At 60.9% G+C, this 13,598-nt stretch carries 14 protein-coding genes and 3 tRNA genes; 9 read left to right on the plus strand and 8 right to left on the minus strand.

The features are described from left to right. Positions 1-43 precede the first annotated feature (43 nt). Positions 44-1,264, plus strand: coding sequence for an MFS transporter (locus B2J69_RS21700; RefSeq protein ID WP_081142298.1), 1,221 nt, complete (start codon positions 44-46; stop codon positions 1,262-1,264). Here the strand turns inward: B2J69_RS21700 and B2J69_RS21705 are convergent. From B2J69_RS21705 to B2J69_RS21715, 3 genes are all read right to left on the minus strand, one after another. After that, positions 1,261-1,725, minus strand: a complete 465-nt coding sequence (locus B2J69_RS21705) for a YbaK/EbsC family protein (RefSeq protein ID WP_081142300.1) — start codon at positions 1,723-1,725, stop codon at positions 1,261-1,263. The genes B2J69_RS21700 and B2J69_RS21705 overlap by 4 nt on opposite strands. A 93-nt stretch (positions 1,726-1,818) precedes the next feature. Continuing rightward, positions 1,819-2,610, minus strand: a complete 792-nt coding sequence (gene fhuF, locus B2J69_RS21710; protein ID WP_081142302.1) for a siderophore-iron reductase FhuF — start codon at positions 2,608-2,610, stop codon at positions 1,819-1,821. A 154-nt stretch (positions 2,611-2,764) separates the two neighbouring features. Further along, complete coding sequence (locus tag B2J69_RS21715; protein ID WP_081142304.1) at positions 2,765-3,859, minus strand: GGDEF domain-containing protein; 1,095 nt, start codon at positions 3,857-3,859, stop codon at positions 2,765-2,767. 228 nt (positions 3,860-4,087) lie between these two features. On the opposite strand from B2J69_RS21715, the gene B2J69_RS21720 reads away from it, so the two are divergent. After that, positions 4,088-4,372: a DUF1435 domain-containing protein gene (locus B2J69_RS21720; RefSeq protein WP_081142306.1), complete on the plus strand. Its 285-nt coding sequence runs from the start codon at positions 4,088-4,090 to the stop codon at positions 4,370-4,372. Positions 4,373-4,416: 44 nt separating this feature from the next. On the opposite strand, the gene B2J69_RS21725 is transcribed toward B2J69_RS21720, so the two are convergent. From B2J69_RS21725 to rsmC, 4 genes are all read right to left on the minus strand, one after another. After that, positions 4,417-4,503 (minus strand) — tRNA-Leu (locus B2J69_RS21725). 32 nt (positions 4,504-4,535) lie between these two features. Further along, a tRNA-Leu gene (locus B2J69_RS21730) sits at positions 4,536-4,622 on the minus strand. Positions 4,623-4,654: 32 nt separating this feature from the next. Continuing rightward, a tRNA-Leu gene (locus B2J69_RS21735) sits at positions 4,655-4,741 on the minus strand. A gap of 129 nt (positions 4,742-4,870) precedes the next feature. Continuing rightward, positions 4,871-5,902, minus strand: a complete 1,032-nt coding sequence (gene rsmC, locus B2J69_RS21740) for a 16S rRNA (guanine(1207)-N(2))-methyltransferase RsmC (protein ID WP_081142308.1) — start codon at positions 5,900-5,902, stop codon at positions 4,871-4,873. A 107-nt stretch (positions 5,903-6,009) separates the two neighbouring features. On the opposite strand from rsmC, the gene B2J69_RS21745 reads away from it, so the two are divergent. From B2J69_RS21745 to yjjJ, 4 genes are all read left to right on the plus strand, one after another. Next, positions 6,010-6,420, plus strand: a complete 411-nt coding sequence (locus B2J69_RS21745) for a DNA polymerase III subunit psi (protein ID WP_081142311.1) — start codon at positions 6,010-6,012, stop codon at positions 6,418-6,420. After that, positions 6,392-6,832, plus strand: coding sequence for a ribosomal protein S18-alanine N-acetyltransferase (gene rimI / locus B2J69_RS21750; RefSeq protein WP_081142313.1), 441 nt, complete (start codon positions 6,392-6,394; stop codon positions 6,830-6,832). The genes B2J69_RS21745 and rimI overlap by 29 nt, the downstream gene beginning before the upstream one ends. 17 nt (positions 6,833-6,849) lie before the next feature. Further along, positions 6,850-7,530, plus strand: a complete 681-nt coding sequence (gene yjjG / locus B2J69_RS21755) for a pyrimidine 5'-nucleotidase (protein ID WP_081142315.1) — start codon at positions 6,850-6,852, stop codon at positions 7,528-7,530. A gap of 111 nt (positions 7,531-7,641) precedes the next feature. Then, complete coding sequence (gene yjjJ / locus B2J69_RS21760; protein WP_081142317.1) at positions 7,642-8,955, plus strand: type II toxin-antitoxin system HipA family toxin YjjJ; 1,314 nt, start codon at positions 7,642-7,644, stop codon at positions 8,953-8,955. Here the strand turns inward: yjjJ and B2J69_RS21765 are convergent. Then, positions 8,952-9,611, minus strand: a complete 660-nt coding sequence (locus B2J69_RS21765; RefSeq protein WP_081142319.1) for a YtjB family periplasmic protein — start codon at positions 9,609-9,611, stop codon at positions 8,952-8,954. The genes yjjJ and B2J69_RS21765 overlap by 4 nt on opposite strands. Before the next feature lie 108 nt (positions 9,612-9,719). Here B2J69_RS21765 and serB point away from each other — a divergent pair, with 108 nt between their 5' ends. The 3 genes from serB to nadR are packed head-to-tail and all read left to right on the plus strand — an operon-like array spanning position 9,720 to position 13,378. Further along, complete coding sequence (serB, locus tag B2J69_RS21770; RefSeq protein WP_081142321.1) at positions 9,720-10,697, plus strand: phosphoserine phosphatase; 978 nt, start codon at positions 9,720-9,722, stop codon at positions 10,695-10,697. Positions 10,698-10,707: 10 nt separating this feature from the next. Further along, positions 10,708-12,090, plus strand: a complete 1,383-nt coding sequence (radA, locus tag B2J69_RS21775; RefSeq protein WP_081142323.1) for a DNA repair protein RadA — start codon at positions 10,708-10,710, stop codon at positions 12,088-12,090. 49 nt (positions 12,091-12,139) lie between these two features. Then, complete coding sequence (gene nadR / locus B2J69_RS21780; RefSeq protein WP_081142325.1) at positions 12,140-13,378, plus strand: multifunctional transcriptional regulator/nicotinamide-nucleotide adenylyltransferase/ribosylnicotinamide kinase NadR; 1,239 nt, start codon at positions 12,140-12,142, stop codon at positions 13,376-13,378. The last annotated feature ends 220 nt before the right edge of the window (positions 13,379-13,598 follow it).

Here is a 13,598-nt window from a genome sequence, read left to right on the forward strand (position 1 = left end):
TTATTTCGGACCTTTATCCGAATGGCACAGACAGGATACGTTTATGTTTAACTGGACCCCGACCCAGCGGAATGTGGCGTTTGCCAGCTTCGCCAGCTGGGCGCTGGACGCGTTCGACTTTTTTATACTGGTGTTTGTTCTCAGCGATCTCGCGCGCTACTTTCATACCTCCGTTAGCGACGTGTCGGTCGCCATTATGCTGACGCTGGCGGTGCGCCCGATTGGCGCGCTGCTGTTTGGCCGCCTGGCGGAGAAGTATGGCCGTCGGCCGATACTGATGCTCAATATCGTGCTGTTCTCGCTGTTTGAACTGCTCTCCGCCTGGTCGCCGACCTTCGGCGCGTTTCTCGCCTTTCGCGTTATCTACGGCGTGGCGATGGGCGGCATCTGGGGCGTCGCCTCGTCGCTGGCGATGGAGACCATTCCCGATCGCTCGCGCGGCCTGATGTCCGGCATTTTTCAGGCGGGCTACCCCTGCGGCTATCTGCTGGCGTCGGTGGTATTTGGGCTGTTTTTCGACGCGGTGGGCTGGCGCGGCATGTTCCTGATTGGCGCGTTGCCGATCCTGCTGCTGCCGTTTATCTACTTTAAGGTGCCGGAGTCGCCGGTGTGGCTGGCGGCGCGCGAGCGTCAGGAGAGCAGCGCGCTGCTGCCGACGATTCGCCAGCACTGGAAGCTCTGCCTCTATCTGGTGCTGCTGATGGCCTGCTTTAACTTCTTCAGCCACGGCACCCAGGATCTCTATCCCACCTTCCTGAAGGTGCAGCACCAGTTCGATGCGCACACCGTCAGTTTGATCGCCATCAGCTACAACATCGCGGCGATGCTGGGCGGCGTCTTCTTTGGCGCGCTGTCGGAGCGGATCGGGCGTAAAAAGGCGATTATCCTCGCATCGCTGCTGGCGCTGCCGGTGCTGCCGCTCTGGGCCTTCTCCAGCGGCTCCTGGGCGATTGGGCTGGGCGCGTTTCTGATGCAGTTTATGGTGCAGGGCGCATGGGGCGTGGTGCCGACCTGGCTCACCGAGCTGGTGCCGGCTAACGCGCGCGCGGTGCTGCCCGGCTTCGTCTATCAGCTGGGCAACCTCATCGCCTCGGTGAACGCCACGCTGCAGTCGCGCATCGCCGAGGCGCATGGCGGCAACTACGGGCTGGGGATGGCCATCGTCGCCGGCACGGTGGCGCTGCTGATTTCGCTGTTCGTCGCCTTTGGCCGCGAAACGCGCGGCATTGAGATTTCAGGCGCGGTGTCGAAGCCGACGCGTTAAACCGCCTCGCACACGTCTACCCACTGCGCCTGCGTCAGTTCGGCTATGCGCTGCGGGGAGATACGCACGGCGCTATGGATGGCGCCGGCTGCGGGCAGCACCTCATCGAAGTGGCGCAGTGACTCGTCACAGTAGATCCTGAGCGGATTCTCCAGCCCGAACGGGCAGACGCCGCCGACCGGATGTCCGGTCCAGTTCACCACCTCGTCCACGCTCAGCATGCGCGCCTTTGCGCCCAGCGCCGCTTTTAGCTTGCGGTTGTCGAGCCGCGCATCGCCGCGCGTCACGATCAGCACCACTTCGTCTTTCACTTTCAGCGACAGGGTTTTGGCGATTTGTCCCGGCGCGACGCCGTGAACGCGCGCCGCCAGCTCAACGGTGGCGGTGCTTTGCGACATCTCGATAATCTCGATATCAGGTGCGTGTTCGGCGAAAAACTGCCGTACCGACTCCAGGCTCATCTCTTTCTCCATGCAGGTCGAAGGCGTAAAAACTGCCACAAGGCGGAAAAAGTGTAAACGAGAGAAAGGCGGAAATCGCGTCGGGCGGCGCTTTTATACGCTGAGGGTGCAGTTGCCGCAGCGTTCCACGTCGGGAATACGGTAGCGCTGGCAGCAGCTGCGCCGCACCATCTCGCCGTCGCGCGGCAGCATGGTGCGGTAGAGCGGGTTATCGCTGCCGTCCAGCAGACGGCTGGTGAAAAACAGCGCCTGCTCCAGCTGCAACAGGGTGTCGTCGTCCAGCAGGGGTTTCAGCTCGCCGAGGAACCAGTGAAAAGAGAAGCCCATATTATTCCAGATCAGCCTGGCGTTGATGCCGCCATGCTGCGCGATGGCGTTGACCACCGGGATCAGATGCTGCTGTATCAGGCGGTCGATACGCTGCGGCGCGTTGAGATAGCGCGCCTCTTCATCTTCGTGCGCATCGATCCAGAAGCCGCAGGGATAGCCCTGCTCATGAAACTGCACGCGAATATGCTGCGGCGAGCAGTCGAGCGGGCGCGATTCCGCCAGCAGCGCCAGCATCAGCGGCGGCAGCAGCAGGCCAAAATACCACTGCGCCCAGAGCGACTGCACCGGTTTTGCTTCCTGCACCGCGTCGGGATGCTGACGATAGAGGTAGTCGCTGTAGCGCTGCGCCAGCGCGGGGAACTGTTCCGGGCGCGACCAGTCGGCCAGCGTCAGGGCGTCGGCGGGCGCGGTTTCATCAAGGTGGATGGTTTCCAGCATATAGCTGCGCTGCTCGCGCATCAGGTCGCGCAGCGCGCAGGCCAGCGTGCGATCGCGCTGCATAAAGATCGGCTGAGTCTGCTGAAAGCGTTGCGGATGCTGCCTGATGGTCGACATGCTGGTTCACGCGCCCTGGAAAAGGAGAAGAAAGAATGATAATCGTTCTTAGTTCTATTCACAAGTCGGCTGTTTTTAGCGCAGCGGGGAGTGGGGGGCAGCTGCTGGCCGCGCTCAGCGAAAGGGCGTGGTGCCGCCTTCGCTGAGGCAGAAGTTAGTGCGCTTCGCTTTCCACAGGCAGGGTTTTCGGCAGATCCTCCCAGGCGAGAATGGTGTTACGGCCCTGGTTTTTCGCCACGTACAGCGCGCGATCGGCATTGGCGACCGCCTGATCGAATTCATCGTCAAAAATCGGCGCGATGCCGGCGCTGACGGTGACGTGGGTAGAGACCTTTTCGTTGAAGCGATGGGGGATCTCCAGATCGAGCACGTACTGGCGGATGCGCTCCGCCAGCTTCATGGCGATAGAGGCATTGACGTTGGTCATCAGCACCAGAAACTCCTCGCCGCCGTAGCGCACCACCACATCGCGCGAGCGCACCGCGTCGCGGATCGCCACTGAGACGCGCGCCAGCGCCTGGTCGCCCATGGCGTGGCCGTAGTTGTCGTTGTAGGCCTTAAAGTGGTCGATATCCAGCAGCAGCACAAAGTGGCTGCCGGCGTGATTTTCCAGAATATTGTCCAGCCGGTTTTTCAGGCCGCGGCGGTTATAGAGGCCGGTCAGCGGGTCGAGCATGCTGAGATCGCTGAAAGTCTCTTTCTCTTCATAGAGCTGGCGCATCAGTCGGCGGGTAAAGTGGTCGACGCGGCGGCGCATCAGGTGCTGCAGGGAAAAGCCGATCAGCGGCAGAGAGATGGTCAGCAGCAGCATCGCCAGATGCTCGCCGCGATCCAGCAGCAGCACCGTCACCACTGGCGGCGTGATGTGCAGACAAAACGCCGTCAGATAATCACTCAGGGCGATAGCGCTGATAAAAAAGACGCTCAGCAGGCTAATAATCAAAAAGCTGCCGTCGAAATAGAAAACCTGATGGTAGCGATGGTCAATATGCCAGGCCCACAGCGCGCCGAGCAGCAGGGCCACAGGATTTAATAAAGGCAATTTCCGTTTGGGCCTGATTAAACTCGCAATTAAGGTGGTGGTGCTAAACAAGGCGATAATAATAACCGGCCATGACATTTCCGTCCCAGGGCTGCCGGTAAAGGGGATCAGGCAAAAAAACGATACGGCGACATTTAAAAACAGGAATAGCATCAGCGATAGCTGATATTTGCTGTGTTTCAATTCATCGTAAGATTGTAATTTCATTATTAATACTCGAAACGGCCCTGAAATATCAAAGCGCATTCCGGCGGAGTTAAATTATTCTGCCGGACAATGAGCAAATTTGCTGTGTTATAAAAGGTGTTATCGGCCGCAATCTAGCATTTTCCAACTGGTCTGTCATCTTCCGACCGGGAAGCGTAAAAAACAGGCTGCAAGATGAGATTTATTATCATATGATAATGGTAATGCTTATCATTTGAGGTCGACGCAATGTTAATGGCTATGTTCGCCGCCTGCGGCTTGTGGGGGTTCAGCTGGATGATGGGGAAAAAACTGGATAGCGCATGGGGCGTGCTGCTGCCCTGCGCGGCGCTGCCGTGCTTTGCCCTGTGGGAGCCGAGCTTTAGCCAGTGGCGTATCGTGATGATCGTGGCGCTGCTGCTGACGGTGGTGATGCTGTTTCATCGCCGGATGCGACACTATCTGCTGCTGCCGTCGTGCCTCGCGTTAGCGGGCGGCTTAGCGGCCATCGCAGTGAATTTTCATGCAGCGTAACAGGGAAAGTAAATCAAGAGAGAGAAAGCAGGGAGGGACAACTCTGGTGCGAAGAGAGGGACTTGAACCCTCACGTCCGTTAAGACACTAACACCTGAAGCTAGCGCGTCTACCAATTCCGCCACCTTCGCATTTGAGTCATCTTGTTTTCATATCGCCGCATTGGTGCGAAGAGAGGGACTTGAACCCTCACGTCCGTAAGAACACTAACACCTGAAGCTAGCGCGTCTACCAATTCCGCCACCTTCGCGCAGTGCGATGCGAGATGAAAATCGTGGTTGTTGGTGCGAAGAGAGGGACTTGAACCCTCACGTCCGTTAAGACACTAACACCTGAAGCTAGCGCGTCTACCAATTCCGCCACCTTCGCGTCCAGCAATACATGACAGTATTGCAACCACGGAGGCGCATTCTAGAGATTTTACACCGGGCGTCAACAGATATTTCGCGACGGCGAATTGACTGCTGCAAAAAGCAACGTTTTCGCCGTCGCGGAGGCTTAGCGCGCGCGGGCGCCGCGGCCGTAAACCGCGCGATAGACCTTGAAGCGGCCGTTTTGCGCCAGCACGTCGTGGCTGCCGAAGGTCTCGTCCAGCACCTGCGGATAGGGCAGGAAGGCGTTGGCAACAATGCGCAGTTCACCGCCGGTGTTGAGGTGTTTCACCGCGCCGCGGATCAGGGTCTGCGCCGCGTCCAGGCTGGTTTCGCGCCCTTCGTGGAACGGCGGGTTAGAGAGAATAAGATCGAAACGGCCGGTCACGTCGGAGAAGACGTTGCTGGGGAAAACCTCGCCTTCGAAGCCGTTGATCGCCAGCGTCGCCTTGCTCGCCTCAATCGCCGCAGCGTGCACGTCGCACAGCGTCAGGCGCACCTTCGGCGAATGGTTGGCCAGCACCGCCGACAGCACGCCTGTGCCGCAGCCGATATCCAGCACCTTGCCTTTGGTGTGCGGCGCCAGCGTGGTCAGCAGCAGCGCGCTGCCGATGTCGAGATCGTCGCGGCTGAAGACGCCCGGCAGGGTGCAGATGGTCAGCGGGTCGAGATCGTAGCTGTCGCGGAAGCTTTCGGCGTCGAAGGTCGGCTGGCTGTCGAGGCGGCCGTGATAGAAGCCGCAGCGGCGCGCGCTGTCGATTTTATCCAGCGTCGCCCACTCTTCGATCATGCCTTCGGCGCTGCGCACGCCGCTGCGGTTTTCGCCCACGACGAAAATATCGCAGCCCAGCGGCAGCAGCGACAGCAGGTTCATCAGCTGGAACAGCGCTTCCGGCTTGTTTTTCGGCCAGTAGTAGACCAGCGTGTCGCAGCCTTCAACGTCTTCCTGCGTTGCCACCAGACCGTAACGCGCCCGTTCGCCCAGGCGGCGACTCAGGTTTTGCCAGTGATGATACTGCTGGGTATGCGCACGCGACGACGCGGTCTCCAGCTGAGCGGGCAGGTCATCCTGCATATCGCCAGCGAACAAGACGTGGCGGGCGGTAAATTCATCACTGTGGCGCAGTATGACTTCGCTGGCCGGGGTAAAAGCAGACATGAAAGGCTCCTGTAAGATCAGAGCGGCGATTATAGTGGTTTGTTGGCGCATGTTCGATGGGTTTGCTAGCATAGCGTCGCATTCCGGCAGCACATCAAGGGTAAAACATGACCTCCAGGCGCGACTGGCTGTTACAGCAAATGGGAATAACGCAGTATCAACTGCGTCGCCCGCGCGCGCTTCAGGGCGAAATCGCGGTGCGGCTGACGCCCGGCACAAAGCTGATTATCGTCGCTGACATCGCGCCCGGCCTGCATGAGCCGCTGGTGCGCGACGTACTGCATGCGCTCGGCCTGCAGCCCGCTCAGGTGATGGCGTTGACCCCCGATCAGCTACAGATGCTGCCCGAATCGCTCGACTGCGCGGGCTGGCTGATCGGCATCGACGGGCCGCATCCCTTTAGCGCCGTCGCGCTGCACTCCGCCTCTTTAAATGAACTCTCCAGCAGCGGCGCGGCGAAACGCGCGCTCTGGCAACAGATGTGTAACCATGACAGCGATCTCTTTCCTCACCCCTGAGGACACCGCCCAGGCCTTCGCCATTGAGTGCCGCAGCCACGCCTTTCCGTGGCGCGAACAGACCTTCGCCAGCAATCAGGGCGAACGTTTTCTTAACTATCGCCTCGACGTCGACGGCGCGATGGCCGCCTTCGCCATCACGCAGGTGGTGCTGGACGAGGCGTCGTTGTTCAATATCGCCGTCGATCCCGCTTTTCAGCGGCGCGGCTACGGGCGTCAGCTGCTGCAGCATCTTATCGCCGAGCTGGAAAAGCGCGACGTCATGACGCTGTGGCTGGAGGTGCGCGCCTCTAACCATCCCGCTATCGCCCTCTACGAGCAGCTCGACTTTCACCAGGTCAGCCGCCGTCCCAACTACTATCCCACCGCCAGCGGACGTGAAGACGCCATCATCATGGCGCTGACGCTGTAGGCTTTTAAGGAGCTGTAATGTTAAAAGACTGGGATTGCATCCTGTTCGATGCCGACGACACCCTGTTTCATTTTGACGCCTTCGCCGGCCTGCAGCGTCTCTTCGCCGGCTACGACGTTCAGTTTACCGACCAGGATTACGCCGACTATCAGGCGATCAATAAGCCGCTGTGGGTCGATTACCAGAACGGCGCTATCTCCGCGCTACAGCTGCAGACGCGCCGTTTTACCGGCTGGGCGGAGAAGCTGAGCGTGGCGCCCGACGTGCTGAACAGCGGCTTTCTCTCCGCAATGTCGGAGATCTGCATGCCGCTGGAGGGCGCGGTCAGTTTGATGCATGCGCTGCATGAGAAGGTGCCGATGGGCATTATCACTAACGGCTTTACCGCGCTGCAGCAGTCGCGTCTCGAACGCACCGGCTTCCGCGACTACTTCTCGGCGCTGGTGATCTCGGAGCAGGTCGGCGTGCCTAAGCCGGACGCGGCGATTTTCGACTATGCGCTAGAGAAGATGGGCAATCCCGATCGCAGCCGCGTGCTGATGGTTGGGGATACACCCGAGTCCGATATTCTCGGCGGCATGAACGCCGGCGTGAAAACCTGCTGGCTCGATCACGGCACGCGTCCGCTGCCGGAAGCGATTCGTCCCACCTGGACGGTGAAGACGCTGGGCGAGCTAAAGGCGCTGCTGCTCGCCTGAGTATCTATTCACGCCAACGGCGATTTTTTGCTGCCAGGGCCCATTTAATGGGCCTTTTTTCATGTAGTATCTATTCACGAATCTATTCACCAATCTATTCACGAGCGCGCTATGTCTGAGCTGAGTTCGCTGCTGCTGGGGGAACCGCTCTCGGCGGTAGAACTGATGGCCCGGCTTAACGTCAGCCAGGCGACGCTGTCGCGGCTGGTGGCCCGGCAAAAAGAGATCATAAAAGTTGGTCGCGCACGCGCGACGCGCTATGCGCTGCTGCGTCCAGTCCGTCACATTGACGAGTGGCCGCTGTGGCGCATTGACGAAACGGGGCGCGCCCATGCGGCGGGAACGCTGCGGCCGGTGTGGCCGCAGGGAAGCTACGTGGTGCAGGACGCAGCGGGCCAGTGGCAGTTTTACGCCGGGCTACCCTGGTTTCTCAACGATATGCGCCCGCAGGGTTTCTTAGGCCGCGCATGGGGCCAGGAAAGCGCCACGGCGCTCGGCCTGCCGCCCGATATCCGCCTGTGGAGCGACGATCACAGCCTGCTGGCGCTGGGAGAAACCGGCATCGATATGCCCGGCGACTGGCTCATCGGTCAGGCTGCTTATCAGCGCTGGCTTACCGCCCGCGAGCCGCACGTCATTGCCCAGCATGAGAAAGCGCAGCGTTATCCTCAGCTGGCGGAGCGGGCGCTGGGCGGCGAGGAGCCTGGCTCCTCCGCAGGCGGCGAACAGCCGAAATTTCTCTGTTACAGCGAAGAGGCTGGTCACTGTCTGGTGAAATTTAGCGGTCAGCGCGACAACGATAACAGCCAGCGCTGGCGCGATCTGCTGCGCGCCGAACATGTTGCGCTGACCCTGCTGGCGCAACATAACCTGCCGGCCGCGCGCAGTGAGCTGATTGAGGTAAATTCGCAGCTGTTCCTTGAAGTCGCACGCTTTGACCGCATTAAGCAACGAGGGCGACGCGGCATGGCTTCGCTGGAGGCGGTCGGCGCCGAGTTTCTCGGTAGCCTGGCGAACTGGCCTGTCGCGCTGCGCCAGCTGGCGCAGGCGAAAAAGATCGGCGCGCAGGATGCCAATCGCGGCGCGCTACAGTGGGCTTTTGGTCGCCTGATCGCCAACAGCGACATGCATGCGGGAAATCTCTCTTTCTTTGTGGAAGGCGACAGGCTGACGCTGACGCCCGCCTACGATATGTTGCCGATGGCGCTGGCGCCTGACCGTCTGGGGCAGATGCGCAGCAGCGTGACGCTGCAGGTGGATGCGGCGCTGCCGCGCGCCGTCTGGCAGCCCGCCAGCGCGATGGCGAAGGCCTACTGGCAACAGCTTATGGATGACGCGAGCCTCAGCGAGGGGTTTCGCGTCATTGCGCAGCGGGCGTTGCAGCAGCTGCAGGCGCTCGACGCGACTATCGCGCAGATGGCTTAAGGCGCTGGATCCTGCTTTTCGCCGTCGTCGTCGCGATCCTCTTTAACCGGCGTGCTGGCGGTCAGCAGAAACGGCGACTGCTGCCAGCGGGTGCGGCGATCGCGCAGCAGGGTGCGCGACAGGATAATGCCGATGGCCAGCGCCAGCAGCATCATCAGGCGCAGAATATTGGTGGTGTTGTCCACCTGGCGCGACTCGGTCACCAGCACGTGGGTATCCAGCGTAACGCGCAAAAAGCCGAGCGGGCCGTCGCTGTTGCCGAGCGGCTCCACCAGCTGATGGTTGAAGTAGCTGCCGGCGCGCTTGCCGTCGAGCGCCAGGCGATCGCGCACATTGATATTTTCGCCGCTGTGCGCCACCAGGCTGCCGTCATCGGCGTAGACCGAGGCGTCAAGAATGCGGCTGTTGGTGGTCATCTGATTGAGGATCGCTTCGATCTGGCTGCGGTTGTCGTCGCTGTTGTCCATCAGCGGCGACAGGCTGAAGGCGACCTGCTTCGTCAGGGTCTGCGCCAGCTCTTCTACCTGCTCGGAACGCGCCATCTGATGGCCGAGACTAAACCAGGAGGCGCCCTGCATCAGCACGACCAGCAGCGCCAGCGAGATCAGCACAATCACCGTGCGATGTAAGCGAAATTTCAGTGCGCTTTTAGCCATCAATAACCCGTGTCACGTCACAACAGAAACCAGGAGATTATGTTGCCAGAAGCGGCGCAGACAAGGTAGCCTCTTGCGTGGTTTTGTTGTCCCCCTACAGGAGCTCTGATGCCGAACCGTCTTACCTGGTGCGATTTGCCCGCCGAACTCTCCGAATGGCCGGGTTTACCTCTTTCCCTCAGCGGCGACGAAGTGATGCCGCTGGATTACCGTGCCGGTCGGACCGGCTGGCTGCTCTATGGTCGCGCGCTGGATAAACAGCAGCTGACCGATTATCAGCATCAGCTTGGTGCGGCAATGGTCATCGTCAGCGCGTGGCGCATCGATGAGTATCAGGTGGTGCGGCTGGCCGGCTCGCTGACGCCGCGCGCCACAAAGCTGGCGCACGACAACGGCCTCGACGTGGCGCCGCTCGGCAAGATCCCGCACCTGAAAACGCCGGGCCTGCTGGTGATGGACATGGACTCCACGGCGATCGAGATCGAGTGCATCGACGAGATCGCTAAACTGGCGGGCAGCGGCGAGCTGGTGGCGGAAGTGACCGAACGCGCGATGCGCGGCGAACTCGACTTCGCCGCCAGTCTGCGCCAGCGCGTGGCGACCCTGAAAGGCGCCGACGCCAACATTTTGAAGCAGGTGCGCGATGAACTGCCGCTGATGCCGGGCCTGACCGAGCTGGTGCAGAAGCTGCAGGCGCTGGGCTGGCAGGTGGCGATCGCCTCCGGCGGCTTTACCTATTTTGCAGAATACCTGCGCGACAGGCTGCATCTGGCGCACGTCGCCGCCAACGAACTGGAGATGCGCGACGGCAAACTGACCGGCGAAGTGCTGGGGCAGATTGTCGACGCCCAATACAAAGCGGATACCCTGAAGAAGCTGGCGCAGCGTTTCGACATCGCGCCGGATCAAACCGTCGCCATCGGCGACGGCGCCAACGACCTGCCGATGATTAAGGCCGCGGCGCTGGGTATCGCTTATCATGCTAAACCGAAAGTGAATGAGCAGACGCAGGTGACTATCCGTCATGCCGATCTGATGGGCGTATTTTGCATCCTCAGCGGCAGCTTGATTCACGAAGAGCGTTAGAGGTACTGATTTGGCCAAAGCGGCAAAACGCGCCTTCGTTTGTAACGAATGCGGCGCAGATTATCCGCGCTGGCAGGGGCAATGCAGCGCCTGCCACGCCTGGAACACCATCACCGAAGTGCGGATTGCGGCGTCGCCGGCGGCGGCGCGCAATGAGCGCCTGAGCGGCTACGCCGGCAGCGCGGGCGTCAGCCGGGTGCAGAAGCTGTCGGAGATCAGCCTGGAAGCGCTGCCGCGCTTCTCCACCGGCTTTAAAGAGTTCGACCGCGTGCTGGGTGGCGGTGTAGTGCCAGGCAGCGCCATCCTGATCGGCGGCAACCCCGGCGCGGGTAAATCGACGCTGCTGCTGCAGGTGATGTGTCGTCTGGCGCAGGAGATGAAAACCCTCTACGTCACCGGTGAAGAGTCGCTGCAGCAGGTGGCGATGCGCGCCCACCGCCTCGGTCTGCCAAGCGAAAACCTCAACATGCTGTCGGAAACCAGCATCGAGCAGATCTGCCAGATCGCCGAGCAGGAAGAGCCGAAGCTGATGGTGATCGACTCCATCCAGGTGATGCACATGGCGGATATCCAGTCGTCGCCCGGCAGCGTGGCGCAGGTGCGCGAAACCGCCGCCTATCTGACGCGCTTCGCCAAAACGCGCGGCGTGGCGATCGTCATGGTTGGCCACGTCACCAAAGATGGCTCGCTGGCCGGTCCGAAAGTGCTGGAACACTGCATCGACTGCTCGGTGCTGCTGGACGGCGACGCCGACTCGCGCTTCCGCACGCTGCGCAGCCATAAAAACCGCTTTGGCGCGGTCAACGAGCTGGGCGTGTTCGCCATGACCGAACAGGGCATGCGCGAGGTCAGCAACCCGTCGGCCATCTTCCTGTCGCGCGGCGACGAGGTCACCGCCGGCAGCTCCGTGATGGTGGTGTGGGAAGGCACGCGTCCGCTGCTGGTGGAGATCCAGGCGCTGGTGGATCACTCGATGATGGGCAACCCGCGCCGCGTCGCGGTGGGGCTGGAGCAGAACCGGCTGGCGATTTTGCTGGCGGTGCTGCACCGTCACGGCGGCCTGCAGATGGCGGATCAGGATGTGTTCGTCAACGTGGTCGGCGGCGTGAAGGTGACGGAAACCAGCGCCGATCTGGCGCTGCTGCTGGCGATGGTGTCGAGCCTGCGCGACCGTCCGCTGCCGCAGGATCTGGTGATCTTCGGCGAAGTCGGGCTGGCGGGCGAGATCCGACCGGTGCCGAGCGGCCAGGAGCGCATCTCTGAAGCGGCCAAGCACGGCTTTAAGCGCGCCATCGTGCCGGCCGGCAACGCGCCGAAAAAAGCGGTCGACGGCATGAAAGTTTACAGCGCGAAAAAACTGGCGGACGCGCTGGCGATACTGGATGAGCTTTAAAGGCTGAGCGGGTACACTCGCAGCAACTTCAATCCATGCAGGAGGCAGCATGACGTCGTTCGACTATCTGAAAACCGCCATTCGCCAGCAGGGGCATACCCTGCAGCAGGTGGCCGACGCCAGCGGGATGACCAAGGGCTACCTGAGCCAGCTGCTCAACGCCAAAATTAAAAGCCCGAGCGCGCAGAAGCTGGAAGCGCTGCATCGCTTTCTCGGGCTGGAGTTTCCGCGCCGCGATAAAACCGTCGGCGTGGTGTTCGGCAAGTTTTATCCGCTGCACACCGGCCATATCTACCTGATCCAGCGCGCCTGCAGCCAGGTCGACGAGCTGCATATCATTATGGGGCACGACGAGCCGCGCGATCGCGAACTGTTCGAGAACAGCGCCATGTCGCAGCAGCCAACCGTCAGCGATCGGCTGCGCTGGCTGCTGCAGACCTTTAAATATCAGAAAAATATCCGCATTCACTCGTTCAACGAAGAGGGTATTGAGCCCTATCCGCACGGCTGGGACGTCTGGAGCGAAGGGGTAAAAACCTTTCTCAGCGATCAGGGCATCGCCCCCGACTGCATCTACACCAGCGAAACCGCGGACGCGGAGATGTATCAGCAGCATCTGGGCGTGCGCACCGTGCTGGTCGATCCGGCGCGATCCTTTATGAATATCAGCGGCGAGCAGATCCGTCAGGATCCGTTTCGCTACTGGGAATATATTCCCACCGAGGTGAAGCCCTTTTTCGTGCGCACCGTCGCCGTGCTCGGCGGCGAGTCGAGCGGCAAGTCGACGCTGGTCAACAAGCTGGCCAATATCTTTAACACCACCAGCGCCTGGGAGTATGGCCGCGACTACGTGTTCTCTCATCTGGGCGGCGACGAAATGGCGCTGCAATATTCCGACTACGACAAGATCGCCCTTGGCCAGGCGCAGTACATCGACTTTGCGGTGAAGTATGCCAATAAAGTCGCCTTTATCGACACCGATTTCATCACCACCCAGGCGTTCTGCCTGAAGTATGAAGGGCGCGAACACCCCTTTGTGCAGGCGCTGATCGACGAATACCGTTTCGACCTGGTGATCCTGCTGGAGAACAACGTGCCCTGGGTGGCGGACGGCCTGCGCAGCCTGGGCAGCTCGGTGGATCGGCGCGAGTTTCAGTCGATGCTGGTGACCATGCTGCGCGAAAATAACGTCGAGTTTGTGCACGTGCGCGAGGATGATTACGACACGCGCTTTTTGCGCTGCATTGAGCTGGTGAAGGGGATGATGGACGGCAAGAACCCGGCCTGAAAATGGGGACATCGCCCTAATGCTTGTCAGTTAAGCCTGGGGTGATAACGCAGCCTGGGGCCGCTCAGGGACGGGCGGTCCTCGCGCCGCTGACGCGGTACCTTCACGTCATTCGTCTGCCTGACGGACCGGTGGGGATGGAACCTCCCTGTTCCAGCCCCACCTTTCGCCCGCATCCATGCGGGCTCTCCTGGCAGACTCACTCTGTTCAGCGCTGCGA

Source organism: Pantoea latae, assembly GCF_002077695.1.
Classification (GTDB): Bacteria; Pseudomonadota; Gammaproteobacteria; order Enterobacterales; family Enterobacteriaceae; genus Pantoea; species Pantoea latae.